The 25826-nt window shown below is 68.4% G+C and carries 28 protein-coding genes, 1 tRNA gene and 1 other RNA gene; 19 read left to right on the top strand and 11 right to left on the bottom strand.

From position 1 onward, the window contains the following. Positions 1-6: 6 nt before the first annotated feature. The 5 genes from ppk1 to ACKN61_RS16815 form a co-directional block, all read right to left on the bottom strand. Complete coding sequence (gene ppk1, locus ACKN61_RS16835; protein WP_408950489.1) at positions 7-2091, bottom strand: polyphosphate kinase 1; 2085 nt, start codon at positions 2089-2091, stop codon at positions 7-9. 18 nt (positions 2092-2109) lie between these two features. Further along, a complete protein-coding gene (gene phoR / locus ACKN61_RS16830) occupies positions 2110-3468 on the bottom strand; it encodes a phosphate regulon sensor histidine kinase PhoR (protein ID WP_408950488.1) in 1359 nt (452 codons plus the stop codon). 9 nt (positions 3469-3477) lie between these two features. After that, positions 3478-4185, bottom strand: a complete 708-nt coding sequence (phoB, locus tag ACKN61_RS16825) for a phosphate regulon transcriptional regulator PhoB (RefSeq protein ID WP_031373561.1) — start codon at positions 4183-4185, stop codon at positions 3478-3480. A 160-nt stretch (positions 4186-4345) separates the two neighbouring features. Further along, entirely contained in the window at positions 4346-4582 is a 237-nt protein-coding gene (locus ACKN61_RS16820) for a hypothetical protein (RefSeq protein ID WP_408950487.1), read from the bottom strand. A 144-nt stretch (positions 4583-4726) separates the two neighbouring features. Next, the gene (locus tag ACKN61_RS16815; protein WP_408950486.1) at positions 4727-6433 is read right to left on the bottom strand and encodes a M48 family metalloprotease; all 1707 of its coding nucleotides are present in this window, start codon (positions 6431-6433) and stop codon (positions 4727-4729) included. A 251-nt stretch (positions 6434-6684) separates the two neighbouring features. On the opposite strand from ACKN61_RS16815, the gene grxC reads away from it, so the two are divergent. From grxC to ACKN61_RS16790, 5 genes are all read left to right on the top strand, one after another. Next, a complete protein-coding gene (grxC, locus tag ACKN61_RS16810; RefSeq protein ID WP_031373559.1) occupies positions 6685-6975 on the top strand; it encodes a glutaredoxin 3 in 291 nt (96 codons plus the stop codon). Between the two features lie 238 nt (positions 6976-7213). After that, complete coding sequence (locus ACKN61_RS16805) at positions 7214-7549, top strand: carboxymuconolactone decarboxylase family protein (RefSeq protein WP_223621702.1); 336 nt, start codon at positions 7214-7216, stop codon at positions 7547-7549. A gap of 303 nt (positions 7550-7852) precedes the next feature. Then, complete coding sequence (locus ACKN61_RS16800; RefSeq protein WP_408950485.1) at positions 7853-8866, top strand: isocitrate dehydrogenase; 1014 nt, start codon at positions 7853-7855, stop codon at positions 8864-8866. A 233-nt stretch (positions 8867-9099) separates the two neighbouring features. Further along, entirely contained in the window at positions 9100-9336 is a 237-nt protein-coding gene (locus tag ACKN61_RS16795) for a hypothetical protein (protein ID WP_408950484.1), read from the top strand. Positions 9337-9641: 305 nt separating this feature from the next. After that, entirely contained in the window at positions 9642-10991 is a 1350-nt protein-coding gene (locus tag ACKN61_RS16790; protein ID WP_408950483.1) for a Na+/H+ antiporter NhaC family protein, read from the top strand. Positions 10992-11173: 182 nt separating this feature from the next. On the opposite strand, the gene ACKN61_RS16785 is transcribed toward ACKN61_RS16790, so the two are convergent. Beyond that, a complete protein-coding gene (locus ACKN61_RS16785; protein WP_408953849.1) occupies positions 11174-12415 on the bottom strand; it encodes a transglycosylase SLT domain-containing protein in 1242 nt (413 codons plus the stop codon). A gap of 29 nt (positions 12416-12444) precedes the next feature. Beyond that, positions 12445-13230 (bottom strand): hydroxyacylglutathione hydrolase, encoded by a 786-nt coding sequence (gene gloB, locus ACKN61_RS16780; RefSeq protein WP_408950482.1) that lies wholly within the window; start codon positions 13228-13230, stop codon positions 12445-12447. Positions 13231-13416: 186 nt separating this feature from the next. Between gloB and ACKN61_RS16775 the strand changes: the two genes are divergently transcribed. From ACKN61_RS16775 to dnaQ, 3 genes are all read left to right on the top strand, one after another. Beyond that, positions 13417-14127 (top strand): methyltransferase domain-containing protein, encoded by a 711-nt coding sequence (locus tag ACKN61_RS16775; RefSeq protein WP_408950481.1) that lies wholly within the window; start codon positions 13417-13419, stop codon positions 14125-14127. 30 nt (positions 14128-14157) lie between these two features. Further along, positions 14158-14628 (top strand): ribonuclease HI, encoded by a 471-nt coding sequence (gene rnhA / locus ACKN61_RS16770; protein ID WP_408950480.1) that lies wholly within the window; start codon positions 14158-14160, stop codon positions 14626-14628. Between the two features lie 111 nt (positions 14629-14739). Continuing rightward, the gene (gene dnaQ, locus ACKN61_RS16765; RefSeq protein WP_223621658.1) at positions 14740-15477 is read left to right on the top strand and encodes a DNA polymerase III subunit epsilon; all 738 of its coding nucleotides are present in this window, start codon (positions 14740-14742) and stop codon (positions 15475-15477) included. A 402-nt stretch (positions 15478-15879) separates the two neighbouring features. On the opposite strand, the gene ACKN61_RS16760 is transcribed toward dnaQ, so the two are convergent. Both ACKN61_RS16760 and ACKN61_RS16755 read right to left on the bottom strand, forming a co-directional pair. Beyond that, positions 15880-16584 carry a PP2C family serine/threonine-protein phosphatase gene (locus tag ACKN61_RS16760; protein ID WP_031373549.1) on the bottom strand — a complete coding sequence of 235 codons (705 nt, stop codon included), beginning with the start codon at positions 16582-16584 and terminating at the stop codon, positions 15880-15882. A gap of 472 nt (positions 16585-17056) precedes the next feature. Next, a tRNA-Ser gene (locus ACKN61_RS16755) sits at positions 17057-17147 on the bottom strand. A 140-nt stretch (positions 17148-17287) separates the two neighbouring features. Between ACKN61_RS16755 and ACKN61_RS16750 the strand changes: the two genes are divergently transcribed. Continuing rightward, positions 17288-17695, top strand: a complete 408-nt coding sequence (locus ACKN61_RS16750; protein WP_408950479.1) for a DUF6165 family protein — start codon at positions 17288-17290, stop codon at positions 17693-17695. Between the two features lie 22 nt (positions 17696-17717). After that, the gene (locus ACKN61_RS16745) at positions 17718-18371 is read left to right on the top strand and encodes a hypothetical protein (RefSeq protein WP_408950478.1); all 654 of its coding nucleotides are present in this window, start codon (positions 17718-17720) and stop codon (positions 18369-18371) included. Here ACKN61_RS16745 and ACKN61_RS16740 read toward each other — a convergent pair. After that, entirely contained in the window at positions 18368-19444 is a 1077-nt protein-coding gene (locus tag ACKN61_RS16740) for a glycosyltransferase family 9 protein (protein ID WP_408950477.1), read from the bottom strand. The genes ACKN61_RS16745 and ACKN61_RS16740 overlap by 4 nt on opposite strands. A 22-nt stretch (positions 19445-19466) precedes the next feature. On the opposite strand from ACKN61_RS16740, the gene ACKN61_RS16735 reads away from it, so the two are divergent. Genes ACKN61_RS16735 through ACKN61_RS16695 form a run of 9 tightly spaced genes read left to right on the top strand, consistent with a single transcriptional unit; the run spans position 19467 to position 25448 of the window. After that, complete coding sequence (locus ACKN61_RS16735; RefSeq protein ID WP_408950476.1) at positions 19467-20216, top strand: 3-deoxy-D-manno-octulosonic acid kinase; 750 nt, start codon at positions 19467-19469, stop codon at positions 20214-20216. Positions 20217-20246: 30 nt separating this feature from the next. Then, positions 20247-21002, top strand: a complete 756-nt coding sequence (locus ACKN61_RS16730; protein ID WP_031373544.1) for an MBL fold metallo-hydrolase — start codon at positions 20247-20249, stop codon at positions 21000-21002. Between the two features lie 47 nt (positions 21003-21049). Further along, the gene (gene moaA, locus ACKN61_RS16725; protein WP_408953848.1) at positions 21050-22048 is read left to right on the top strand and encodes a GTP 3',8-cyclase MoaA; all 999 of its coding nucleotides are present in this window, start codon (positions 21050-21052) and stop codon (positions 22046-22048) included. 7 nt (positions 22049-22055) lie between these two features. Further along, complete coding sequence (locus ACKN61_RS16720; protein WP_408950475.1) at positions 22056-22790, top strand: phytanoyl-CoA dioxygenase family protein; 735 nt, start codon at positions 22056-22058, stop codon at positions 22788-22790. After that, positions 22772-23299 carry a cyclic pyranopterin monophosphate synthase MoaC gene (gene moaC, locus ACKN61_RS16715; protein WP_408950474.1) on the top strand — a complete coding sequence of 176 codons (528 nt, stop codon included), beginning with the start codon at positions 22772-22774 and terminating at the stop codon, positions 23297-23299. The genes ACKN61_RS16720 and moaC overlap by 19 nt, the downstream gene beginning before the upstream one ends. Then, positions 23296-23538 (top strand): molybdopterin converting factor subunit 1, encoded by a 243-nt coding sequence (moaD, locus tag ACKN61_RS16710; protein ID WP_031373540.1) that lies wholly within the window; start codon positions 23296-23298, stop codon positions 23536-23538. Before moaC ends, moaD begins: the two co-directional genes overlap by 4 nt. 1 nt (position 23539) lies before the next feature. Further along, positions 23540-23968 carry a molybdenum cofactor biosynthesis protein MoaE gene (locus tag ACKN61_RS16705; protein WP_408950473.1) on the top strand — a complete coding sequence of 143 codons (429 nt, stop codon included), beginning with the start codon at positions 23540-23542 and terminating at the stop codon, positions 23966-23968. A 31-nt stretch (positions 23969-23999) separates the two neighbouring features. Continuing rightward, positions 24000-24407: a hypothetical protein gene (locus ACKN61_RS16700; protein ID WP_408950472.1), complete on the top strand. Its 408-nt coding sequence runs from the start codon at positions 24000-24002 to the stop codon at positions 24405-24407. Between the two features lie 27 nt (positions 24408-24434). Then, the gene (locus tag ACKN61_RS16695) at positions 24435-25448 is read left to right on the top strand and encodes a YncE family protein (protein ID WP_408950471.1); all 1014 of its coding nucleotides are present in this window, start codon (positions 24435-24437) and stop codon (positions 25446-25448) included. Positions 25449-25504: 56 nt separating this feature from the next. Here the strand turns inward: ACKN61_RS16695 and ffs are convergent. Continuing rightward, positions 25505-25601: signal recognition particle sRNA small type (gene ffs / locus ACKN61_RS16690), an RNA gene on the bottom strand. Positions 25602-25826: the final 225 nt, after the last annotated feature.

Raw genomic sequence — 25826 nt, 5'->3', positions numbered from 1 at the left:
TTTCGTTTATCCGCACAACTTGGCCAACAGGGTCGCCTGTGCCGAGTGGGGCATTGCGCCTTCCTCGGGTACGACGCGCAAATATTGACCGCTGGCTTGCAGCTCCCAGGCGTTGAGGTTGTCGGCCAGGTAATTCGACAGCGCCTCGTCGTAGACACGGGCCCGCAGGTCGTGGTCGAGGATCGGGAAACCGGTCTCGACCCGGCGCAGCAGGTTGCGTTCGAGCCAGTCGGCGCTGGAGCAGAACAGGTCCGGGGCGCCGTCGTTGGCGAACCAATAGACCCGGTGGTGCTCGAGGAAGCGTCCGACAATGGAGCGCACGCGAATATTGTCGGAGATGCCCTCGACGCCCGGACGCAGGGTGCAGGCGCCGCGCACGATCAGCTCGATCTGCACGCCGGCCTGCGAGGCCTGGTACAGCGCGCGGATCACCTGCGGCTCGTTCAATGCGTTCATCTTGGCGACGATGCGCGCCGGTTTGCCGGCGCGGGCGTGCTTGGTTTCGCGGTCGATGCGCTTGAGCACGCCGGCGTGCAGGGTGAACGGCGACTGCAGCAGGCACTTGAGCTTGAGCGACGGCGCCAGCCCGGACAGTTGCTGGAAGATCAGGTGCACGTCGTTGCCGATGTCGGGATCGGCGGTGATCAGGCCGAAGTCGGTGTAGGCGCGCGCGGTGCCGCTGTGGTAGTTGCCGGTGCCCAGATGCACGTAGCGGCGCAGCTTACGGCCCTCGCGGCGCACGATCAGCAGCATCTTGGCGTGGGTCTTGTAGCCGACCACGCCGTACACCACCTGCACGCCCGCTTCCTGCAGGCGGTCGGCCAGGCCCAGGTTGGCCTCTTCGTCGAAGCGCGCGCGCAGCTCGACCACCACGGTCACGTCCTTGCCGTTGCGCGCCGCCTGGACCAGCTGCTCGACGATCGGCGAATCCTTGCCGGCGCGGTACAGGGTCTGCTTGATCGCGAGCACGTGCGGGTCTTCGGCGGCCTGGCGGATCAGCTCCAGCACCGGCGAGAACGCATCGAAGGGGTGGTGCAGCAGCACGTCGCCGTCGGCGACGGTGTCGAACATGCTGTCCACGCCCGGCAGCACGCGCTGCTGGTAGGCCGGGAACTTCAGCTCCGGGCGCTGGACCAGGTCGTACACCTGGATCACCCGGTTGAGGTTGACCGGGCCGTTGATGCGGTAGACCGCATTCTCGGGCAGGTCGAAATTCTCCAGCAGGGTGCGCACGATCGGCTTCGGGCACTGCTCGGCGATTTCGAGCCGCACCGCGCGCAGATAACCGCGGCCGATCAGCTCGTCGCGCAGGGCCAGGGCGATGTTGTCGACCTCTTCCTCGTCGACCAGCAGCTCGGAATTGCGGGTGACGCGGAACTGATATGCGCCCTTGACCTCCATGCCGGGGAACAGCTCGTCGACGAAGGTCGACAGCACCGAGGACAGGAACACGAAGTCGTGTTTGCCGCCGGAGACGTTCTCGGGCAGTTGGATGATGCGCGGCAGCGAGCGCGGCGCGCGCACGATGGCCAGGTTGCCGGCGCGGCCGAACGCATCCTTGCCTTTCAGCACGACGACGATGTTGAGCGACTTGTTGAGGATCTTCGGAAACGGGTGCGCCGGATCCAGCCCGAGCGGCGACAGCACCGGCATGATCTCGTCGCGGAAGTAGGCGCGCAGCCAGCGGGTCTGGCGCGCGTTCCAGGAGTTGCGGCCGAGCACGCGCACGCCGGCGTCGCTGAGCGCTGGGCGCAGCACGTCGTTCCAGCACTCGTACTGCGACTTGACCAGTTCGGCGGCGCGGTCGTGGATGCGCGAGAGCACGGTGGCCGGGGCCAGGCCGTCGGGGCCCGGCGCCAGGCCCAGGTCCTGAGCGTGACGCATGGTGCCGGCGCGGATCTCGAAGAATTCGTCGAGATTGGTGCAGGAGATGCACAGGTACTTCAGGCGCTCCAGCAACGGCACCTGCGCGTCCTGGGCCTGCGCCAGGACGCGGAAATTGAAATCCAGCTGGGACAGTTCGCGATTGAAGTACAGGGCGCTGTCGCGCAGCGGATCGGTGTCGAGCGGGGTGTCCGTCATCGCATTCATGGCGCTGCTGCAGATTTCCTAAGGCAGGACGTCGGGGAGAGTATCGGCGAATGCATCGTGGTAGGCGTCGCGACGGCGGATCCGGTCGATGCCGAAGTGACAGGCGAAGGTGCTGCCGCGGCCGACTTCGCTGGCGATCTCCAGCCGCGCCTGGTGCAGATTCAGCACGTGCTTGACGATCGACAGGCCGAGGCCGGTGCCGCCGCTCTCGCGCGAGCGGCTGGTCGAGACGCGGTAAAAGCGCTCGGTGATGCGCGGCAGGTGCGCGGCCGGGATGCCGTAGCCGCTGTCGACCACTTCCAGCACCGCGCCGCGGGCGATGCCGCTGCTTTCCGGGCGGAAGCGGATGCGGATCGTGCCGCCGGCCGGGGTGTAGCGGATCGCATTGCTGACCAGGTTGGAGAACGCGCTGTGCAGTTCCTTGTTGGAGCCGAACAGGTCGACCCCGGCCAGGTCGTCCATCGCGATCTCGTGCCGGCCCTGGCTCAGCGCATTGGCTTCGCGCTTGAGCGTGGACAGCATCGAGGCCATCGCGACGATTTCCTCGGCCGGCAGGCTGTCCTGCGATTCCAGCCGCGACAGGGTCAACAGGTCTTCGACCAACTGGGTCATGCGCTGGGACTGGCGCTGCATCTCGGCCAGCATCGGCGCCCAGTCCGGGTGTTCTTCCGGGTCGAGCAGGTCGAGATAACCGTGCACCACGGTCAGCGGCGTGCGCAGTTCGTGCGACACGTTGGCGACGAAGTCGCGGCGCATCTGTTCGAGTTGCAGCAGCCGGCTGACGTCGCGCGCGACCAGCAGCCACAGGTTCTCCGAGTACGGGATCAGGCGCAGGCTCAGGGTGATCGCCGGGTTCCACGGCGAGGCCGCTTCCAGCGGCTCGGCGTTGCGGCCCGAGGCCAGCCAATGCGCGAGCTGCAGCGGCTGCAGGCGTTGCACCACCGGCGCGCCGATGTCGCGCGGGTAGCGCAGGCCGAACAAACCGGTGGCGGCCTCGTTGAACCACTGGATGCGCTGGCTGTTGCGTTCGACCACGACGATGGCATCGGGCATGGCCGCGGCGGCGGCGCGATAGGCGCGCAACATTTCGATCAGGCGGCGTTTGCGGCCGCGCATCTCGGCCTGGCTGCGGTGCAGCAGGCGGTCGAGTTCGTTCCAGATGCCTTCGCCGAGCGGCGGGGTGAGGCGCTGGCGCGCGGTCAGGCGGATCAGCACCCGGCGCAGCCGCCAGTAATGCCAGGCGACGACGCCGAGCGCGGCGAACGTGACGACCGGCCAGGGATGGCCGATCAGCACGCCGAGCACGGCGGCACCGACCAGGATCAGGGCGAGCTGACCGAGGGTGCGGAACCAGGCGGAGCGTGCGCGGGGAGGCATACCTCCAGCTTACGCGGCGAGCGAGGCGGAAAAACGATACCCCGCACCGCGTACGGTCTGGACCATCCCGTCGAGGTGATGCGGCTCCAAGGTCTTGCGCAGGCGGCGGATGTGCACGTCGACCGTGCGCTCCTCGACATAGACGCTGCCGCCCCAGACGTGATCGAGCAACTGGGTGCGCGAGTACACGCGTTCGGGGTGGGTCATGAAGAAATGCAGCAATCGGTACTCGGTCGGGCCGATCTGCACCGGCTGGTCGCCGCCTTCGCCGTGGGCGAAGACGCGGTGGGCGGCGCCGTCGATGCGCAGCGGACCGACGCCGACGCTGCCGTCCTCGTCGTCTTCGCGCGAGCGCCGCAGCACGGCGCGGATGCGGGCCAGCAGTTCGCGCGCGGAGAACGGCTTGACCACGTAGTCGTCGACCCCGGCTTCGAGGCCGCCGACGCGGTCGTTCTCTTCGCCGCGCGCGGTCAGCATGATGATCGGGATCTCGCGGGTCAGCGATTCCTTGCGCCAGCGCCGGGCCAGTTCCAGGCCGCTGGTGCCCGGGAGCATCCAGTCGAGCAGGATCAGGTCGGGCACGCGGTCGGCGATGGCGGCCTGCGCCTCGCGGGCATCGCCGGCATGGACCGGGTCGTATTCGCCCTTGCGCAGGGCAAAGGACACCATGTCGCGGATGGCGGGTTCGTCTTCGACTATCAAGATGCGCTTCTGCACACGGTCACCGAGGGGGAGGCGGGGAGGGCTCGTCCTTGAAACGGCGCCAGTACACTACCGTTTTATGACTACTCCATGACAAGGCCCCGGCTGCATTGTCGGCTTTGTGATGCGCCGCGCTTCCCCAGAGCGTTTTCGCGAGATTCGGGCCAAACGGGGCTTACGCTGGATTGGCGGCGCTTTCGCCGCCGTTGCCGCCGTAATGCGCGACGCTGGAGTTTTGGCGTTCAGATGACATCGCGATGGCAAGCTCCGGCCCGATGGCCCGCAGATGGCGGCCCGGCGACGCTGCCGTGGCGTTGCGATGGCGGTGGCGTGGCGGTGCCGCTGCGCGATGCTGGCCCTTGGCCGCGGACTCGAACTCGCCGTCTTCGGCAAAGCCGGCGACCCCTGGCATATGACGGGCCGATTCCTTGGCGCAGCACTGAAACTCGCCCCCTTTGATAAAGGGGGCGGCGCCCCGAGCCGGCCCGAAGCCTGGCCTGGACCGGCGGCGCGGGGGATTTGCCGTTGCCGTTGCCTTCTGCGGACCCAGGCAGGCCTAGCGCCGCTTGAGATCCTCGTCGCGCACGCCCTGCCGCTTGAGCTCCAGCACGGTCGGGGTGATCGCGGCGATGCGGGCCTCGATGCGGGCGCGGGCGTAATAGTCCAGGTCCGGATTGCGCTTAAGCGTGTTCAGCTGGACCAGGGCCTGTTCCGGGCGCCCGCGCAGGTAAGCGGCCTCGGCATAGGCCTCGCCGGCCCGGATCGAGTCGCCGGCGATCTCGCAGGCGCGGGCGAACAACTGCTGCAGCAGCGGGTCGTCGCCGCCCTGGCCGAACAGCGGCCGCAGCACGGCCTGGGCGCGCTGGCCCCCCGCAGGGGTGTTGCGGTCGGTCAGGACCTTGGCATAGCCCAGGGCGATGGCGCGGTTGTTCGGGGTCTGGCGCAGCAGCCCTTCGAAGCGGGCGTCGGCCGCGGCGGTCTTGCCGGTCTGGGCCTCGGCTTCGGCCAAGGCCAGGCTCAGCCAGACCTGGCCGGGGTGCTTCTGCAGCAATTCGTTCAATACCGGCACGGCCGCGCCGGACTGGTTGGAGCGCATCCGCGCCAGCGCCATGCCGTAGCGGCGGGCGTCGCTGTCGCCGCCGAGGCGCTCGTATTCGCGCACCGCTTCGCGCGGCGAGACCGCGCTGAGCACGCGCAGGCGTTCGCGAGCGAACTCGAACACGCCGGTGCTGCCCGAGGTCAGCGACTGGTCGAGCAGTTTCAGCCCGCTCGGCAGCAAGGGGTTGTCGGTGCCGCTGGCGTTGTCGGGCAGGGTGAACGGCGCCTTCGGGATGCGTTCGACCCGGGTAGCGTTCGGCGTGGCGGTGACCGCGGTCAGGCTGTTCTTGCCGGCGATCTGCTCGGCGCGTTCCTTAGCTTCGCCGATGCGCGTGGTGGTGACCGGGTGGGTCATCAGGTAGTCGGGGGTCTCGCCGTACCAGTTGGCGGCGTTGCTGCGCGAAACGACTTGCATGCGGGCGAAGAAGTCGGCCATCGCGGTCGGGTCGTAGTGGCTGCGCGACAGGGTCTGGATGCCGATCCGGTCGGCCTCGGATTCGTTGGAGCGGGTGTAGTTGATCTGACGCTGCTGCATCAGGCCCAGGCCCGAGGTGATCGCGGCCATGGTCGCGTCGTCGGTCGAATTGGAACCTGCGCTCTGCGCGGCGACGATCGCGCCGAGCATCGCCAGCAGGATCGGCAACTGATCGCGCTGGGCGCGTTCGACCCCGCGCAGCACGTGCTGCTGGGTGACGTGGGCGACTTCGTGCGAGATCACCGCGGCGACCTCGTCCTCGCGTTCGGCGGTCAGCACCAGGCCGGAGTTGACGCCGATATAGCCGCCGAGGGTGGCGAAAGCGTTGATCTGGCGTTCGCGCAGCATGAAGAAGGTGAAAGGCTGGCTCGGCTTGTCGCTGTTGGCGGCGAGGCGGGTGCCGAGCGTGTCGAGCCAACTGTCGATCAGCGGGTCTTCGAGCAGATAGTCGTAATGGCGCAGCTGCGCCAGCATCATCGCGCCGTACTGGCGCTGCTTGGCCGGCGTCAGCAGTTCCGCCGCCGAGGAGCCGATGTCGGGCAGCTTGGATTCCTGCGCGCTCGCGCAGACGCTGCCGAGGGCGAGGGTGACAGCGGCGGTGAGCAGGGCGATGCGGCGCAAGCGGTGAGTCCTCGGGAGCAGACGGATGATGGCGGGCGGATGGCGGGCTTGCGAAAGCCGGCGGGGCATTCGCGGCGGATGCATGGCAGGATGCCGCCCGGGCGGTGGGACGGCGTGAATGCGTCGTTAACTCAGGGGTTCAACGTCCGATCGGCGCATTCGGGGTCGTCCCGGGACGTTGCGGTGAGGGGCACCCGACCCGACGCTGGCGTACTGAGTAGCGCGGGACTGCGTTCCATCGACGAACTTTAAACTCCCCGCTGCCGTAGCCATATTCGACCGCAAGACCTTCCCAGAGTTCAGGCAGCAGGAGAACCGTTTTGAGCGACACCGCCCCCCAACCGCCGTCGATCGTGATCTATACCACCGCGATCTGCCCGTATTGCGTCGCCGCGAAGAATTTCCTCAAGAGCAAGGGCCAGGAGTGGACCGAGGTCCGCATCGACCTGGATCCGGCCGAGCGCGAGAAGATGATGGCGCTGACCAAGCGCACCAGCGTGCCGCAGATCTTCATCGGCCAGACCCACGTCGGCGGTTACGACGACATGATCGCCCTGCATCGTGCCGGCGGCCTGGAGCCGCTGCTGGAGGGGGTGAGCGGGCGCGCTTAAGCGGCACTGCCGCTTGCGCCCGCGAACGCCCGGCCATGGATGGCCGGGCCGGACGATCCGCAGCCGAATGGCAGCGCCAGGGACGGCAAGGACGTAACCCACCATCGAAGGAACTTGTGTGAGCAATGATCGTAACGGCGACAGCGCGTCGTCGAACCAGACCGCCACGACCGAAAGCGACCGAGTGGCCCCGAGCGAAAGCGACCGAGTGGCCGAGTTCACCGCGTTCCGCAAGCGCATGAACGAACGCATCCTGGCCGAACCGAACCAGGTCGTGCGGCGTTTCTTCGCCCTGGACACGCAAACCTACCAGCCCGGCGCGCTCGACCTGAAGACCAAGGAACTGCTCGGCCTGGTCGCCTCGATGGTGCTGCGTTGCGACGACTGCATCAGCTACCACGTCGCCCAGTGCAAGGACGCCGGGGTCAATCGCGACGAGATGTTCGAGGCGTTCTCGGTCGGCCTGGTGGTCGGCGGCTCGATCGTGATCCCGCACCTGCGCCGCGCGGTCGATTTCCTCGACCGGCTCGAACAGGGCGAGGCCGCCGCGCCGGCCGGCCACGACCACGGCTGAGCGTGTCGTTGCCCTTGTAGGAGCGGCGTGAGCCGCGACCGCGCGCTCCCGGTTGCGTCGTCAGTGAGAGGTCGCGGTTGCGGCTTATGCCGTTCCTACCCTGAAGCGGGCCGGCCACTTAGCTGAACGCGGGGCCGCTGCGCCGAATCGCACCGCCGGCTGCGCCGAATCGGGCCGATCGCCGCCCCCGACCAAGGTCCAGTACTCCCCCGAATGCAGCGGGGGACCGCTTCCGGCATAATTACGGGGCTCACACCTCGTGCGCCGCGCCGCTTGCGCCGCGCCCTACAGCTGGAAATCCTCATGACGCAAATCATTACGGTCATCCGTGGCGACGGCATCGGCCCCGAGATCATGGACGCCACCCTGCACGTGCTCGACACGATGAACCTGGGCCTGTCCTACGAATTCGCCGATGCCGGCCTGGTCGCGCTGGAAAAGCACGGCGAGCTGCTGCCGGCGGCGACGATGGACTCGATCCGCAAGAACCGCATCGCCCTCAAGAGCCCGCTGACCACGCCGGTCGGCGAGGGCTTCAGCTCGATCAACGTCGAGCTGCGCAAGCGCTTCGACCTGTACGCCAACGTGCGTCCGGCCAAGTCGTTCCCGAACACCAAGTCGCGTTTCCCCTCGGGCGTGGACCTGATCACGGTGCGCGAGAACACCGAAGGCGCCTACATCGGCGAAGGCCAGTCGCTGTCGGAAGACGGCGAGACCGCGATGCTGACCCAGAAGATCACCCGTCGCGGCTCCGAGCGCATCGTGCGCTACGCCTTCGACCTGGCGCGCCGCACCGGCCGCAAGAAGGTCACCGTGGTGCACAAGGCCAACATCCTCAAGTCGACCTCGGGCCTGTTCCTGAAGACCGCACGCGAAGTGGCGCAGCAGTATCCGGACATCCAGTGCAACGAGATGATCGTCGACAACACCTGCATGCAGCTGGTGATGCGTCCGGAGCAGTTCGACATCATCGTCACCACCAACCTGTTCGGCGACATCATCTCCGACCTGTGCGCGGGCCTGGTGGGCGGTCTCGGTCTCGCACCGGGCGCCAACATCGGCACCGACGCGGCGATCTTCGAAGCCGTGCACGGCTCGGCCCCGGACATCGCCGGCAAGGGCATCGCCAATCCCTGTGCCCTGCTGCTGGGCGCGGCGCAGATGCTCGACCACCTCGGCCAGCCGGAAAAGGCGACCGCGCTGCGCGAGGCGATCATCGCCACGCTCGAAGCCAAGGATTCGCTGACCCCGGACCTCGGCGGCGAAGGCAACACGATGTCGTTCGCCAAGGCCATCGCGAGCCGCATCGCGGCGTAAGCGCCCAGCCATCGCGAGACCTCTGCAGGGCGCCTTCGGGCGCCCTGTTTCGTTTTTGCGAAGCGCCTCTCGCCTGAGGGAGGCGCGCGCCGCGTAAGCCTGCGCTAGGCTCGGGCGGCTTTCGGCAGGACGCCGTCGCCTGTCCGAAGCGGGTTCCTCCGTGTGCGTGAGCGCAACAGCGCTCGGCCGCGCGGCCCTCCATCCCGGCGGCTGGATTCGCATCGAGGAAGGTCATGAAGATCAGGACGATGAAGGGCAAGGCAATTGCGTTCGCAGCGCTCGTGTCGATGGGGGCGGTCGGTACCGTCGCCGCGTACCCGGCGCCGGGTACGTGCACGGCCGCCAATCAAGGCCAACGGGTGACGGAACGGTCTTGGGATGGCAGCTCGCGGATCTATCTGTGCGACGAAGGGGTCTGGCAGACCTATGCGATCTGCGACAACCGCGGACGTTGCATCATCGTGATCTGAGGCCTGGCGGCATGGCTGGGCCATGCAGGATCGTGAGCCACGGCCATAGCGATACTTTCGACGGGGCGCCTTCGGGCGCCCCGTTGCGTTTGAGCATGCGCCGGCGGCGGCCGGGAGCCGTTCCCCGCCCGTCGCTGGAACGGGCTTGGCGGCCGCTTGTAGCAGGGGAGAGGCGGGGTAAGGGCAAGCCAGACCTCCGCACTCCCGCTAGCATGGCCCCGACGCAGCATTCCACCGCCAGCACTCGACAAGCGTGATGCTGCGCTGCAAAATCGCCAGGTTTTCTAATCCATTCGGATGAAGCGATGAATCAACCGCTCCGCCCCGGCGCTCCGCTGTCTCCCAGTGCCTGGGCGCTGACGCCGCTGCTGGTGTTCCTGGCCCTGTTCTTCGGGGCCGGGCTGTATTTCACCTCGCACGGCGACGCCATGGGCTTCTACCAGTTGCACGCGCCGGTCGCGATCCTGCCGGCGCTGGCGCTGGCGGCGTTCATCGCCTGGCGGCGCGGGATCAAGCCGCTGGACACCCTGCTGACGGGCATGGGCGATCACAACGTCGTGTTGATGTGCCTGATCTTCCTGCTCGCCGGCGGCTTCGTCGAAGTGTCCAAGGCGATCGGCGCGGTCGATGCGATCGTCGCCCTCGGCGTCGGCAACGTGCATCCGGCCTTGCTGCTGCCGGCGCTGTTCGTGGTCGCCGGTTTCATTTCGCTGTCGCTCGGCACCTCGATGGGCACGATCGCCGCGGTCGCGCCGATCGCGCTCGGCGTGTCCGACGCTTCCGGGCTGGATCGCGCGTTGGTGCTCGGCGCGGTGATCGGCGGCGCCACCTTCGGCGACAACCTGTCGGTGATCTCCGACACCGCGATCGTCGCCAGCCGCACCCAGGGCTGCACGATGCGGGAGAAATTCCGCGAGAACCTCAAGCTGGCGCTGCCGGCGGCGATCGGCACCCTGGTGCTGCTCGGCTTCCTCGGCGAAACCGCGCCGGTGACCACGCCCGACGCGGTGTCGCCGTGGTTGATCCTGCCGTATCTAGTCGTGCTGGGCCTGGCCATCGCCGGGGTCGACGTGATCATCGTGCTCAGCATCGGCCTGGTCATCGCCGGCTTGTTCGGCGTGTTCCTGGCCGAGGATTTCGGCTTCGCCGCTTATACCGCGCACATCTGGGACGGCTTCGAGAGCATGGTCGAAATCACCTTGTTGTCGTTGCTGGTCGGCGGCCTGGGCGCGTTGATGAAAGCCGCTGGCGGCCTGGCCTGGCTGGCGCAGGTGATCGGCAAATTCGCGCGCGGTCATCGCAGCCGCCGTGCCGGCGAGATCAGCATCGCCGCGTTGTCGGCGACCAGCGACGTGTTCACCGCCAACAACACGGTCGCGATCCTGATCAGCGGCGGTCTTGCACGCGACGTCGCCCAGCAGCACGGCGTGCCGCCGGCGCGCGCGGCGAGCGTGCTCGACATCTTCGCCTGCGTGACCCAAGGCGTGTTGCCGTACGGCGCGCAGATCCTGCTCGCCGCATCCTTGAGCCAGGTCTCGCCGCTGGCCTTGGTCGGCAACGTCCACTACAGCTGGCTGCTCGGTGGCATCACCTTGCTGTCCATGCTGTGGCCGTCGCGCCGGCGCAACGACGCCGACGCCACCGCGGCGACTTGATCGGTCTGACCGATCCCGCTGCGCGACCGCGGATTCGACAGAGCCCGGCTTGTCCGGGCTCTGTGCGTTTTGGCGTCTGCAGATCGAATGGTCGAAGCGAGTGTGGTCGTGCGGAACGAGCGATGGAGGGCTAGGGCGATGTCTTTACGAAGCGCCCTTGTCGCGCGCGATGGCGAAGCCGCTCAGTCGCGGCCGCCGCTCGGCGCATCGATCAACAAGGCCTGGCCGGGTTTGAGCACGGCCTTGGCGTTCAAGCCGTTGCGCTTGAGCAGGTCGGCGACGCGGATGCGGTAGCGCTTGGCGATGGTCCAGGCGTTGTCGCCGCGGCCGACGGTGTGGCGACGCAGGCTGGCGTTCGCAGCGGGTTCGTCGTGCTTGGCGACGGCGACTTCGGCCGAACCGGTGGTGACGGTGTCGGCGGCGGTTTCGCCCGTCTGGGTACGAGTGCCGGGCGGCGATTCGATGGCGGCGATGGCCAGGTCGGCTGCGACCGGAGCGGGCGCGTTCGCCGCGCCCGCGGCGACGGCGAGCAGCGGTGCGCGGCGGGTGCTGGCGCGGCCGATCGAGCCGTTGGCGAACACTGGGTTCAAGCGGCGCAATTGCGCCGCGTCCTGGCCGGTGCGCGCGGCCCAGCCGTCGATGTCGCCGACTTCGGGCGGCAGCGTTACCGCCTGCAGATGCGGCACCGGGCGGTCCAGGGCCTGCAGCCATTCCTCGCGGTCGTCGGCTTGCTCCATCAGGCACGACAGCGCATGCAGTTTGCGCACGTAGGCCTGGGTGATGTCGGACAGGCCGGCGAGCTGGTCGGGTCGGGCATTGGCCGCGGTCTGGCCGTTGCGCTTGAGCGCGTTGAGGATGCGGTACTCGCCGGCGTTGTAGGCCATCACCGCTAGGCGCCAGTCGCCGCCGAACATGCCGTGCAGGGTCTTGAGATAACGCACCGCGGCCTGGGTCGAATCGACCGGCGACAAGCGGCCGTCGTAACCCTCGCGCATCGGTACGCGATGGTTGCGTGCGGTCAGGGCGATCATCTGCCACAGCCCGGCCGGGCCGGCGGCGCTGCGCGCGCCGGGGCGGTAACCGCTCTCGACGAAGGGGATCAGCGCGTATTCGGTCGGCAGGTGCGCTTCGCGCAAGGCGTCGACCACGTAGCCGAACAGCGGCAGCAGGTCGTCGTCGGAGCGGGCCAGGCGCTTGGGCGCGGTGGCGAAATGTTGGCGCCAGCGCGTGCTCGCGCCCGGCTCGCAGTTCGGGTCGGCCAGGCCGTCGCGGAAGCGCTGGTAGATGTCGCGGCCGTTGCGGGTCGGCCCCGAAGGCGCGTCGGTCTTGGCGGGGGTGGGCTTGGCTGCGGGGGCTTCGGCGGCCCCAGCCGGCGCGGCGCAGGCCGCGCTCAACCACAGCGCGGCGAGCAGGGCGGCACGCAGCGGCGCGCGCCGTCTGGCGTCGGCCCGCTTCAAGCGCGGAACCCGTCTTTCCAACGCCGCAACTCGGCGAAGGCCTGGACGTCGTCCTCGGGCGGGTGGCCCAGGCGCGAGGTGATCGCGCGCAGCACGCCGGCTTCGCGGGTGCGCAGGAAGGGGTTGGTCGCGCGCTCGTCGAGGAGGCTGCTGGGAACGGTGGGACGACCGGCGTTGCGCATGGCCTGAGCCTGTTCTATGCGGCGCCGCAGCGCCGGGTTGTCGGGTTCCACCACGCTCGCGAAGGCGGCGTTGGACAGGGTGTATTCGTGGCCGCAGCAGACCCGGGTCTCGTCCGGCAGGGCCGCCAGGCGGGTCAGCGAGACCAGCATCTGGGCGGCGGTACCTTCGAACAGGCGCCCACAGCCCAGGCTGAACAAGGTGTCGCCGCTGAACAACAGGCGCTCGTCGCCATGGGCGCCGCGGTCCAGGTAATAGGCGATGTGGCTGCGGGTGTGGCCCGGCACCGCCATGACGTCGAGGGTCCAGCCGGCGACGTGCAGCTTCACGCCCTCGTCGACCCGGGCGGTCGCGCTGAGGATGCGTTCGTCGTCGGGGGCGAACACCGGGATCTCCGGCCAGCGCTCGCGCAGGGCGGCGGTGCCGCCGATGTGGTCGTCGTGGTGGTGGGTCAGCAGGATCCCGACCGGGCGCAGGCCATGCGCGGCCGCGGCCATGACCGGCGCGGCGTCGCCCGGGTCGACGATCAGCGCCGATTCGTCGTCGCCCGACAGGGCCCAGATGTAGTTGTCGCTGAGGGCGGGCAGGGCGAGCAACCGCATCGTCGGTCTCCTGGCGGGCGCGGGCGGGACGGACCGCTTCGCGGGCTGGGTGGCCCGGGTAAGGGGCCGATGGGAGCCGGAAAACGATTTGCCTGACGCGGCCCGGGGGCGCACAGTCGGGGTATTCGCAAGCCCCGTGCCGTCCTGGCCCGATGCCTTCCGAGACTCCTGTCGAGAACCGCGACCATGCCCGCCCTGTCCCACGGCCGTCAACCCGACCACGACCCCGACTGTCCGCTCAACTGGTTCGGCGAGGTGGTCGGGCAAGGGCTGCTCGAGGTCGAGGCCGCGGCCATGTCCCGGGTGCTCGCGGCCAGCCCGACCTTGCCCTGGGCCTGGTTCGGCGTCGCCGCCGCGTCGCCGCCCGGCGGCCGGCGCGGGCTGGCGCTGCGGCGCAGTCCCAAGGGCTTCGACGGCGCCGTGCGCTGCCGCCTGCCGTTGCCGCTGGCCAGCGAGGCGTTCGGCGCGGTGCTGCTGCAGCACGTGTTCGACGACGGCGCCGACCCGCAGCCGCTGCTCAGCGAGTGCGCGCGGATCCTCGCGCCCGGCGGCCGGCTGTGGTTGGCGACCCTCAACCCCTGGAGCCCGTACCGCCTGCGCTGGGCCGGCAGCGGCCTGCGCGCGCGCGATGCCGGCCATTGGCAGGCGATGCTGCGTGCCTCGGGTTTCGGCGCCGATGCGGTCAGCCTGCAGTGGCTGGGCCCGCGCTGGCGGGTCGCCCACGGCGAGGCCGGCGTCGGCGCCGCCGACGTGGTGCGGGCCGGGGTCGCGCTGACCCTGACCAAGCGCGTGCATGCCGCGATCGGGCCGATGCGGGTGCAGCAACTGCGTTGGCAGACCGGCCTGGTGCCGCGCGACGTGCATCGCGGCTCCGCTCGCGGCGCGCAAAGGCGATAATGCCCGGCTGTCGTATAGAGAAGCCGTTGCGTGAGCGAATCCAGTCAAGACGCCGAAAAGATCGTAGAAATCCACACCGACGGCGCTTGCCTCGGCAATCCCGGCCCGGGCGGCTGGGCGGCACTGCTGCGCTACAAGGGGCGCGAGCGCGAACTCGCCGGCGGCGAGCCCGACACCACCAACAACCGCATGGAGCTGATGGGCGCGATCATGGGCCTGGAAGCGCTGAGCGAGCCGTGCAAGGTGGTGCTGACCACCGACTCGCAGTACGTGCGCAAGGGCATCACCGAATGGATCGGCAACTGGGTCCGGCGCGGTTGGAAGACTGCCGGCGGCGATGCGGTCAAGAACCGCGACCTGTGGGAGCGCCTGCACGTCGCGAGCCGGCGCCATGCGATCGAGTGGAAATGGGTCAAGGGCCACTCCGGCAACCCCGACAACGAGCGCGTCGACGTGCTGGCGCGGGTGCAGGCGGAGCGGCTGCGGGCGTATCGGCCCTGAAGACAGGAGTGAGTGGATAGGAGTGAGGAGTGAGCCCGAGCGAAAGCCGGCTTTGCCTCGCTCTTTCTCATTTCTCACGCCTCCAGACTCGCTCCCCGCTAGAATCCCGCCATGCGTCAAATCATCCTAGATACCGAAACCACCGGCCTGAGCTGGGAACGCGGCAACCGCGTGGTCGAAATCGGCTGCGTCGAATTCGTCGAACGCCGCCCGACCGGCCGCACCTATCATCAGTACATCAAGCCCGATTGCGACTTCGAGGCCGGCGCCCAGGAAGTCACCGGCCTGAGCCTGGAGATCCTGGCCGACAAGCCGCCGTTCGAACAGATCGTCGACGAGTTCCTCGCCTTCATCGAAGGCGCCGAAGTGATCATCCACAACGCCGCGTTCGACGTCGGCTTCCTCGACAACGAACTGTCGCGTTGCGGGCCGCAGTACGGCAAGTTGCGCGACCGCGTCACCATCGAAGACTCGTTGCTGCTCGCGCGCCAGCGTTTCCCCGGCCAGCGCAACTCGCTCGACGCCTTGTGCAAACGCCTCGGCGTCGACAACTCGCACCGCCAGTTGCACGGCGCCTTGCTCGACGCCCAGTTGCTGGGCGAGGTCTACATCGGCCTGACCTCGGGCCAGGAAGAGATCGGTTTCGGCGACCCCGGCGCGGCCGCGGCCAGGCTCGAACAAGCCAGCTTCCAGATCGACGTCAGCGCCCCGCGCCCGCGCGTGATCGTGTTGCCGGCCGAACTCGCCGCCCACGAAGCGCGCCTGGAAAAGCTGCGCAAGAAAGCCGGCAAATGCATCTGGGACTTGGCGATGCCGCCGGTCGAGGTCGCGCAAGCCGTCGAGGCCTGATCGCAAGCAGCGCGATGCCCATCGGGCATCGCCAGCGACCTGCGATCCGCAGTGGCGTAACTATCCGGCCGTCATCCCCGCGAAGACCGGGATTCAGAGACTTCAGCGTTTTGGCTGCAAAGCGTTCGGGATGCCTTGCTTGTACAACCAGCAGGGCGTCATGCGCGCAGACGCGGTGATGGGGCGCTGTGCAACCCTGGCCGGGTGCCTTCGGAGTCGCGTCGCGATAGAGCCCTGGGTTCCCGCCTGCGCGGGAGCGACGGGGCGATAGCGCGGCATTCCTGGATGACGAACGAGAGCGACTCCTGCCGCGCAAGCCAGGCAGTGCGAATCGCAGGTTTGGAATTAATTGGAAAATTTTGACCTTGCGTAGGGTCGGCGCGGCCCCAGGCCGCGACGCCCTCAGTGGCTGCGCACCAGCACCACGGTGACGTTGTCCGAGCCGCCGCCGTCGAGCGCCGCGGCGACCAGCGAGTCCACGCATTCCTGCGCGCTGCAATCGTTGTGTGCGAGCACCCGGGCGATGCTGCGGTCGTCGACCTCTTCGGTCAGGCCGTCGCTGCACAGCAGCAACTGCATGCCCGGGCGCAGTTCGCCGTTCATGGTCTCGACGTTGAGATTGCGCGGGTCGGTCACGCCCAAGGCCTGGGTCACGACGTTGCGGTGCGGGTGGCTGCGTGCCTGTTCGTGGGTGATCGCGCCGTTGGCGATCAGCTCCTGGACGTAGCTGTGGTCCTGCGACAACTGGGCCAGATGGCCGTCGCGCCACAGGTAGACCCGGCTGTCGCCGACCCAGGCCACTTCGAAGCGGTTGCCGTTGATGCGGGCCGCGACCACGGTCGTGCCCATCGGCAGGGCGTCGTTGCGCCGGCGCGAGGTGCGGATGATCTCTTCGTCGGCGATGCGGATGGCCTGCGCCAGCGGGGCGCCGTTGCGGACCTCGCGGACGATGGCCTCGCGCGCCAGCGCGCTGGCGACCTCGCCGTACTCGTGCCCGCCCATGCCGTCGGCAACCAGCCATAGGCCGAGTTCGCTGTCACCGTAATAGGTGTCTTCGTTGAGTTCGCGGCGCAGGCCGACATGCGTGAGGTGTCCGAATTCGATCATCTGTCGGTCGTGCCGCTCGCAGTTGTCGGGTTTGCCAATGCTGAAAACGCAATCATCGCGATCAAGCGGCCGCGTAGCAAGAAAGCGTGATCCGTGTTCGGCTTTCATGCCCGAGCATGGATGAAGGCCGCGTGTGGATCGGATCGGTAGAGACGGTGGTGGCGCAAGGCATCGACGGTGGCTCCTGCGCGAGTGGGACGAAGCAAGCTGGAGCGTGGCCCACGTCGGCCAAACGGCTCATGAAGCACCGGCTTCACACACTGGACGAGCGAACGCGACCGTTGTGAAAACCTTCGCCCTGAGTCGCTGACGATGGCGGCCGTGCCGATGACCGGTTATGCGAAGCGGGGCGGAGCGCAACTTTCGGTTTCGATCGGACCAATCTCGCGCCGGGCCCCGCGGGCATCGCCGCAACGGCCGGGCCGGGGCCCAAAAACAAAACGGGCCCCGAAGAGCCCGTTCTGTCTGTATCTGGCGGAGAGGGGGGGATTCGAACCCCCGGTACGCTATAAACGTACGCCTGATTTCGAGTCAGGTACATTCAACCACTCTGCCACCTCTCCGGGTGCAGTGAGCCGAGAATGATACGGGCTGAAGCATCCGCCGACAAGGCTTGTCGTGATCGCCGCGTCGACGCCTCCCGGGGCCGGGGAGGGCGGGGCTACACTAGCGGCCTTCTTTCGCAACGAAACGGCTGCGCGACATGTCCGAAATCCTGGTCCCGGTGTCCTTTGGCGAATTGCTCGACAAGATCGCGATCCTGCAGATCAAGTCCGAGCGCATGACCGACGAGGCCAAGCTGGCCAACGTCCGCAACGAGCTCAGCGCGCTCGAGCAGACCTGGATGGCCCACCCCGCCGCCGGCGGCGACATCGTCCGCCTGCGCGCCGAGCTCAAGGCCGTCAACGAGCGCCTGTGGGTGATCGAGGACGACATCCGCATCAAGGAAAAGCGCCAGGAATTCGATGCCGAGTTCATCCGCCTGGCGCGCTCGGTCTACATCGAGAACGACGTGCGGGCGCGGGTCAAGAAGGACATCAACCTGGCCCTGGGTTCGACCTACGTCGAAGAGAAGTCCTACCAGGACTACGGCCCCGGCCTGGTCGGCTGAGCGGGCGGCCGCGGCGGTGCCGGTGGCCGAACCCAAGCCGCGCGCCGCGGGCGCCTGGCTGTACGACGATCTGCTCGCCTGGCTGTGTCCGGGCGGGCTGTTGCTGACTGCAGTGGCCCTGCGCCACCCGGCCGGCCTGCACCTGCTGCGCGAGCAGGCCCCGGAGCTGACCCTGCCGACCTGGTTCGCCGGCGCCTATGCGCTGGGCTTGGCCCTGAGCCCGATCGGCCGGCTGGTCTACGGCGTCGCCCAGGGCATCGTCTGGCCGCGCTTGCGCCAGGCCTGGGCGCCGGCCATCGCCTTTCTGTCGGAGCGGCTGGCGCGCAGCGAAGGGTTGGTGCTGCCCGATGCCGCACACATGTCGACCTCGGTCTTCCACGACGTCGACCGGCGCATGCGTGAGTACCTGGAGGCGGCCGACCCGTCTTCGCGCAACGCCCTCAACCGCATGAAGGTGTTGTGCAGCCTGTCCTGCAACGCCGCCGCGGCTTGCCTGGTGTTCGTCGCCGTGGAAGCGCTGACCGGCGGCTGGCGCGACTGGAGCGCCGGCCAGATCGCGGTCGCCGCGTTGGTGATCGCGCTGGCGTTGATCGCCGCGGTCTATCGCGAGCGCCGCCGCCAGCGCACCCAGCTGTCGATCTGGCGACGGCTGCAGATCGAGAACGGCGCGCCTTAGCGCGTCGGATGATCGGCGAGGTAGCGCTCGAACGCGGCGACGCCGTCCTCGACCGAGATCAAATCCATCACGCCTTCGTGTTCGATCTTGGTGCCCCAGGCGATCTCGGCCGCGGGCTTGCCGAGATACTTGCGCGCGGCGTCGTCGTAGCGGTCGGCGCAGTAGCGGCGGTCGCTGTAGGGGCCGCTGCGCGCGGGGTTGCTGGCCGCGTGCAGGCCGAGCACCTTGGTGCCCATGGCGTTGGCGATGTGCATCGGGCCGGAGTCGGGTGTCATCAACAGCTGTCCGCGTTCGAGCAGCGCCGGCAGTTGCTTCAAGGTGTCCTTGCCGACCAGGTCCAGCGCCGGGTGGCGCATCGCCGCGAGGATCGCGTCGGCGGTGTTGCGTTCGAGTTCGCTGCGGCCGCCGCACAGCACTACCCGCCAGCCGCGTTCGGCGGCATGGTCGGCGACCGCGGCGTAGCGGTCGTTGCGCCAGTTGCGCACGGTGTGGCTCGAACACGGCGAGATCAGCAAGGTCGGTGCCTCGTCCTGCGGCCATTGCGCGCGCGCCCATTCGCGCGCGTCCTCGGGCACCGGCAAGTCCCAGCGCACTTCGGTCTGGCGCAGGCCGAGCGGTTCGCAGAAGCTGCCGATCGCGTCGAGCACGTGGATGCCCGGGCGGTCGGGGATGCGCTCGTTGATGAAAAGCCCGTGCAGGTCCTTCGAACGCGAGCGGTCGTAGCCGACCCGGCGCCGCGCCGGCAGGAAGGCCGACAGCAGGTTGGCGCGCGCTGCGACCTGCATCTGCAGCAGCACGTCGAAGCGGCCGCCCGGCAGGGGGCGTTCGCGCAGGCTGCGGCGCAGGGCGCGCATGCCGGCGAAGCCGCTTTTCTTGTCGTACTCGAGGAATTCGACGCCTTCCAGGCCTTCGAGCAGGCGCCGCTCGCCCTTGCCGATGATCCAGGCGATCGAGGCCTGCGGCCGCGCCGCGCGCAAAGTGCGCACCAACGGTACGACGTGGGTCACATCGCCGAGCGCGGACAGGCGCAGCAGGCAGATCGAGGGATGGGAACTGAGAGGCGATGTGGTCACGTGACTTGTTAGACTCGGTCGGATGACGGGTTATGACGCCGCCGAGGGACTGACGCCGTACCGCGACGATAGCGGTTACGGTGCGATTCTGTTCGACCGCGCGCAGGTCCAGCAAGCCGCGCCGGAATGGTTCTCGCCGGCGCACTGGGGCGGCAATGCGCGTCCGGTCGACAGCGGCGGCCGTGGCGGCGCCTGGTTCGTCGACGCGCCGTTCGGCCGGGTGGTGCTGCGCCGTTACCTGCGCGGCGGCCTGGTCGCACGCTTCAACCGCGACCGCTATTGGTGGAGCGGCGCCAACCAGACCCGCAGCTTCGCCGAGTTCCGCCTGCTGCGCGAACTGGCCGGCAAGGGTCTGCCGGTGCCGAAGCCGGTCGCCGCCTGGTATCGCCGCGACGGTTGGTATTACTACGCCGCGATCCTGCTTCAGCGCCTCGGCGACGTGCGCTCGCTGGCCGACCGCGCCGCCGTGGCCGGCGACGGCGCGCCCTGGGAAGAAGCCGGGCGGCTGATCGCGCGCTGTCACCGGGTCGGCCTCGATCACGCCGACCTCAACGCCACCAACCTGCTGTTCGACAGCGGCGGGCACGGCTGGGTGATCGACCTGGACCGCGGCCAGATCCGGATTCCGGCGACCCCCTGGCGCGAGCGCAACCTGGCCCGGCTGAAGCGTTCACTGTTGAAATTGCGCGGCGACCGCGGCGAGGCCGAGGTCGAACGCGATTTCGCCCGACTGCGCACGGCCTATGACCGCGCCTGGGAACGTGGTTACTAAAGACGTGGTCAGCGAATCGAGGGGACGGGCATGACTTGGCGGTTGCGTTTGCACGGCGTCGGCAATGCGTCGGCGGTCGAGCTGGGGTCGGCGATGGCCACGCTGGAGCGCGACGGCGAGCCCTGGCTCACCATTGATTGCGGCGGCGAGGGCCTGACCGCGTTCCTGGCCCATTACGGCCGGATGCCCGAGGCCTTGTTCGTCACCCATACCCACCTGGACCACATCGCCGGGTTCGAGCGCCTGTTCGTGGCCCACTATTTCGACCCGCAGCGGCGCGGCAAGGTGCGGCTGTACGTGCCGGCGACGGTGGTGCCGCTGCTGCACCAGCGGGTGGCCGACTACCCGAACGTGCTGGCCGAGGGCGGGGTGAATTTCTGGGACGCCTTCCAGCTGGTGCCGGTCAGCGGCCATTTCTGGCACGGCGGCCTGCGCCTGGAGGTGTTCGCAACCCGCCACCACTGGCCCGACAGCGCCTTCGGCCTGCGTCTGCGCGGCAGCGCCATCTGGACCGGCGACACCCGCCCGATCCCCGAGGTCCTGGCCAAGTACGCCGATGCCGGCGAGCTGATCGCCCACGACTGCGCCCTGCACGGCAACCCCTCGCACAGCGGCATCGAGGACCTGGAGCGCGAGTACTCGCGCGAACTGCTGAATCGCTGCCTGCTTTATCACTATGGCAGCCGCGAAGAGGGCGACGTATTGGCGGCGCGGGGGTATCGTGTCGGTAGGCCGGGCGAGGCGATCGAGCTGGCCGAGCCCACCGTTACGCAACTGCCGTCCTAGTGAATGCCGCCTTCGTGAGTGCCGCCCCCGGTCTGCCGCCGCTGCCGATGCCGTTGGATCTCCACGGCCGGCCGCTGCGCGACCTGCGCCTGTCGGTGATCGAAGCCTGCAACTTCCGTTGTCCCTATTGCATGCCGGCCGAGCGCGTGCCGGACGACTACGGGCTGGATGCGGCCTCGCGCCTGAGCTTCGACGAGATCGAAACCCTGGTGCGCGGTTTCGTCCGTGTGGGCGTCAGCAAACTGCGCCTGACCGGCGGCGAGCCTCTGCTGCGCAAGCGCCTGCCCGAACTGGTCGCGCGCCTGGCGCGCATCGAAGGCATCGACGACCTGGCGCTGACCACCAACGGTTCGCTGCTCGCGCGTCATGCGCAGGCGCTGCGCGAGGCCGGCCTGCGCCGCCTCACGGTGAGCCTGGACGCACTCGACCCCGAGCGTTTCCGGCGCCTGTCCGGCGGCCGCGGCGAAATCGCCGACGTGCTCGAAGGCATCGCCGCGGCGCGCGCGGTGGGCTTCGATTCCATCAAGATCAACTGCGTGGTCCAGCGCGGCATCAACGAAGACCAAGTGTTGCCCTTGGTCGAACATTTCCGCGGCAGCGGCCATGTGCTGCGTTTCATCGAATATATGGACGTGGGCAATTGCAACGACTGGAGCGCCGAGGGCGTGGTGAGCTCGCAGGCCCTGCGCGACCGCATCCACGCGCGCTGGCCGCTGCGCGCGCTCGACGCCAATTACCGCGGCGAAGTCGCTTCGCGCTACGGTTTCGCCGACGGCCAGGGCGAGATCGGCTTCGTGTCCTCGATCAGCGCGCCGTTCTGCGGCGACTGCCATCGCTCGCGGGTGTCCGCCGACGGCCGGCTGTATACCTGTCTGTTCGCCGCCGAAGGCACCGACCTGCGGCCGTCGCTGGCATTGGGCGAAGCCGCCTTCGCCGAACGCCTGGCCGGGCTGTGGTCGCGCCGCGGCGACCGCTACAGCGAACTGCGCGCCCTCGACGCCCCGCGCTCCAAGCGCCACGTCGAGATGTTTTTGATCGGCGGTTGAGGCTGCGATGTCGTCGTTAGCCTGCAGTGCGATCCAGTCGTTCCCCGTTGCGGCTTCCGATTGCATGCTCTCCGGATCGCTTGAGGCGCAAGGCTTTCTTCGTTTGCCCGGTGTGCTCGGTGCGGTGGACGTCGCTGCCATGGCGGCTCATGTCGACGCCTGCGATGGCGACGATGCGGGCACCCGCAATCTGCTTCAACACGCGTGGTGCCGGGCGCTGGTGGCGCCGTTGCGCCTGCGGCTTCGCGACCTGGGTGTGTTGGCCGAGGATGCGCTCGCCGTGCAATGCACCTTATTCCGCAAAAGCCAGTCGCGTAACTGGAAAGTCGCCCTGCATCAGGACTTGTCGATCCCGGTCGCCGAGAAGGTCGCGAATGAGGCGCTCTCCGGCTGGTCGCACAAGGAGGGCTCGCATTTCGTCCAGCCGCCGACGGCGCTCCTGGAGCGGCTGACCGTCGTGCGCATCCACCTGGATCCGTGTAGCGATTCCGATGGGCCGTTGCGCGTGGTGCCGGGCTCGCATCTGGTTGGAAAGCTCAGCGCGCAAAGGGCCAGCGCTCTGCGCGAGGAGCGCGGCGAGACACAATGCACCGCACGGCCGGGCGATCTGCTTATCATGCGACCGTTGCTGTTGCATGCTTCTTCCAAGGCCAGCCGGCCGCAGGGGCGGCGGCGCGTCCTGCATTTCCTGTTCGGCCCGTCCGACCCCGGGCACGCACTGCGATGGAGTCTGGCGATTTGAAATCCAAACCTTCCCTTACCCATATCGACCGCGACGGCCGCCCGGCCATGGTCGATGTGTCGGACAAGTCGGTGACCGCCCGCGAGGCGGTCGCGCAATGCTGCGTGCGTTTTCCCGCCGCGGTCGCGCTGCAACTGCGCGCCAGCGGGCTCAAGAGCAAGAAGGGCGCGGTGATCGACACCGCCATCATCGCCGGCACGATGGCGGTCAAGCGCACCCATGAGCTGATCCCGTTTTGTCATCCGCTGCCGATCGACGGCTGCCGTTTCAGTATCGATTGGGACGGCGACAATAGCCTGATGATCGAGTGCGAGGTCAAGACCACCCACCGCACCGGCGTGGAGATGGAAGCGCTGACCGGCGCGACGGTCGCGGCGCTGACCGTCTACGACATGTGCAAGGCCTTGTCGCACGGCATCGTGCTCGGGCCGGCCAAGTTGACCGGCAAGCGCGGCGGCAAACGCGACTTCGCCGCGAAGCCGAAGCGCAGGGCGGGGGACGAGCGATGAGCCGCCTCACCGTGCTGTATTTCGCCAGCCTGCGCGATGCCGCCGGCGTCGCCAGCGAATCGGTCGAGGCCGACGCGGCCGATCTGCGCGCGCTGTACGACTCGCTGCGCCAGCGCCATGGGTTCGCCTTGCCGGTCGAGCGCCTGCGTGTCGCCGTCGACGGCGCCTTCGCGCGCTGGGACGAAGCGCCGCGCGCCGGCAGCGAAGTCGCCTTCATTCCACCGGTCTCGGGAGGCTGAGATGGCACGATTCGCCTTGTCCGAGCATTCCTTCGAGATCGCACCCTTGCGCGCGCAATTGCTCAGCGATCGCGCCGGCGCCTTCGCCAGCTTCGAGGGTTGGGTGCGCGACCACCACGGCGGCCGCGCGGTCGCCGGCCTGCGTTACGAAAGCTATGCCGCACTCGCCCTGGCCGAAGGCGAGCGCGTGCTGGAAGAAGCCGTCGAGCGTTTCGCCATCGTCGATGCGCGCTGCGTGCACCGCGTCGGCGACCTGGCGATCGGCGAGCTCGCGGTCTGGGTCGGGGTCAGCGCCGCCCATCGCGAAGCCGCGTTCGCCGCCTGCCGCTACATCATCGACGAGACCAAGTCGCGGGTGCCGATCTGGAAACATGAGCGGTATGCGGATGGGGATGCGGATTGGTTGCATCCGGAGTCGCCGGCGGCTTAGGGACCGAACCATGCAGAGGACGGAGCAATCCTTGCACAAGACGCTCGTCATCCTCGTCGGGATGGCGGCCGCTGCGCTTGTGCCTGCGATCGGCCTGAATCTGCCTTCGACACTGATCGACGGCACTTCACTGTCGATGACGAACATCTTATTCATCCCGCTGGCTTACATGTTCGTCTTGCCCATCGCGTTGGTATTCGGGGTTCCGATGGTGGTGCTGTTCGACCGTTTCAATCTGGTCAACGTGTGGACTGCGATGGGATCGGGAGCCTGTGTCGGCGCTATCGCGGCGATCGTCATCAGATTGCCCGCTCCACCGGTGCCGAGGGACTTGCTGGTGGATTGCCCATTGGGGTTGTTGTCGGGAATCGTGTTCTGGCTGGTTTGGCGTTGGAACTACCCGGACAGACCTCCTTTTAGTGATCTCGGCAGCCGATAGAGCCTGCTGTTTCCGGAGCCTAGGACGATGCGATATCGCTCGCTGTGCCTGATCCTCCTGCTCGCCGCCGCCATGCCGGCGTTTTCGGGCGAGCTGTTGGTCGGCAACAAATCTGCCGACACCGTCTGGCGTCTGTCGCTCGACGATGGCCGCAAGCTCGGCGAATTCGCCACCGGGCAGGCCCCGCACGAGATCGCGGTCAGCCACGATGGCGCCACCGCGCTGGTGGCGAACTACGGCAGCCGGGAAACCCCGGGCCATACCTTGAGCGTGCTCGACCTGCGAAGCGGCAAGCCGCCGCGCATCATCGACCTTGGCCGCCACGGCCGCCCGCATGGCTTGCGTTTCCTGCCCGGCGATCGCGAAGCCTTGGCGACGACCGAAGCCTCGGGTCATCTGCTGCGCATCGATCTGGGCGGCGGCCAGATCGTCGCCGAGATCGCGATGGGCGAGGGGCGCGGCCACATGGTCGCGGTATCCGCCGACGGCAAGGCCGCCTACGTCAGCAAGATCGACCGGGGCACGGTCAGTCGCGTCGATTTGAACGGCAATATCAAGAGCGCTGAAGTCGAGGCGGGCAAGGGCGCCGAAGGCATCGCGGTACGCCCCGGCAGCGACGAAGTCTGGGTCAGCAACCGCGAGGCCGGCACCGTGACCGTGCACGACGCGCGCACGCTCGCGATCCGCAAGACCTTGCCGAGCCCGGGCTTTCCGATTCGCGTCGCCTTCACCGCCGACGGCCGCTACGCCCTGGTCAGCAACGCACGCGCGGCGACGGTGTCGGTGTTCGATGCGCGGCGCAAGAAAGCGCTGGCGACGATCGCGCTGTCGCGCGAAGGTGCCGAGTATCGCGACACCTTGCTCGGTCGCGCCGCCTTGCCGATCGGCGTGGTAGCCGACCCGAAGCGGTCGCGGGTGTATGTCGCGATCAGCGGCGGCGACGAGGTCGCGGTGATCGATCGCAAGACCTGGAAGCCGATCGCCTACTGGAAGACCGGGCGCGAGCCCGATGCGCTGGCCGTGTCGCTGCCGGGCGATTGAGCCGACCCGTCGGACGGCCTCGTTCGGGGTAATCCCGGGGCCCGAAAAGGCGGCGGCCCCGCAAGCGTGACTCCGGCGCCCGAATCGGTCGATACCGTTGCTGCCTTCCGGCCCTGGCGGGATTTTCAACTTATCGTCGCGGAGGCGCCAACGGGGCCACCATAGAGAACGAAGGCGCCGCAGCGCTTTCGCGGCTCCGATGGACAGCTGTGGTCGCCGGTGGGCGGCCCGGTTGTCGACCGGAGAGCCCAGTATTCTGCCTGAAGCCGCCATCGCGGCGCAATCTTGGCCGCCGCACGCCCATACATCGGCCTGGAGAGCCGCATGGCGCCTGGTCCGCGGCTCCGCGTAGGCCGGGCAGCCCCGGCGCTAGAATCG

The sequence above is a fragment of the Lysobacter sp. Hz25 genome (genome assembly GCF_046097045.1).
In the GTDB taxonomy this organism is placed as follows: domain Bacteria; phylum Pseudomonadota; class Gammaproteobacteria; order Xanthomonadales; family Xanthomonadaceae; genus Lysobacter; species Lysobacter antibioticus_B.
Note: the sequence above shows the minus strand (reverse complement) of the source record. Positions and strands in the feature narration are given on the sequence as shown.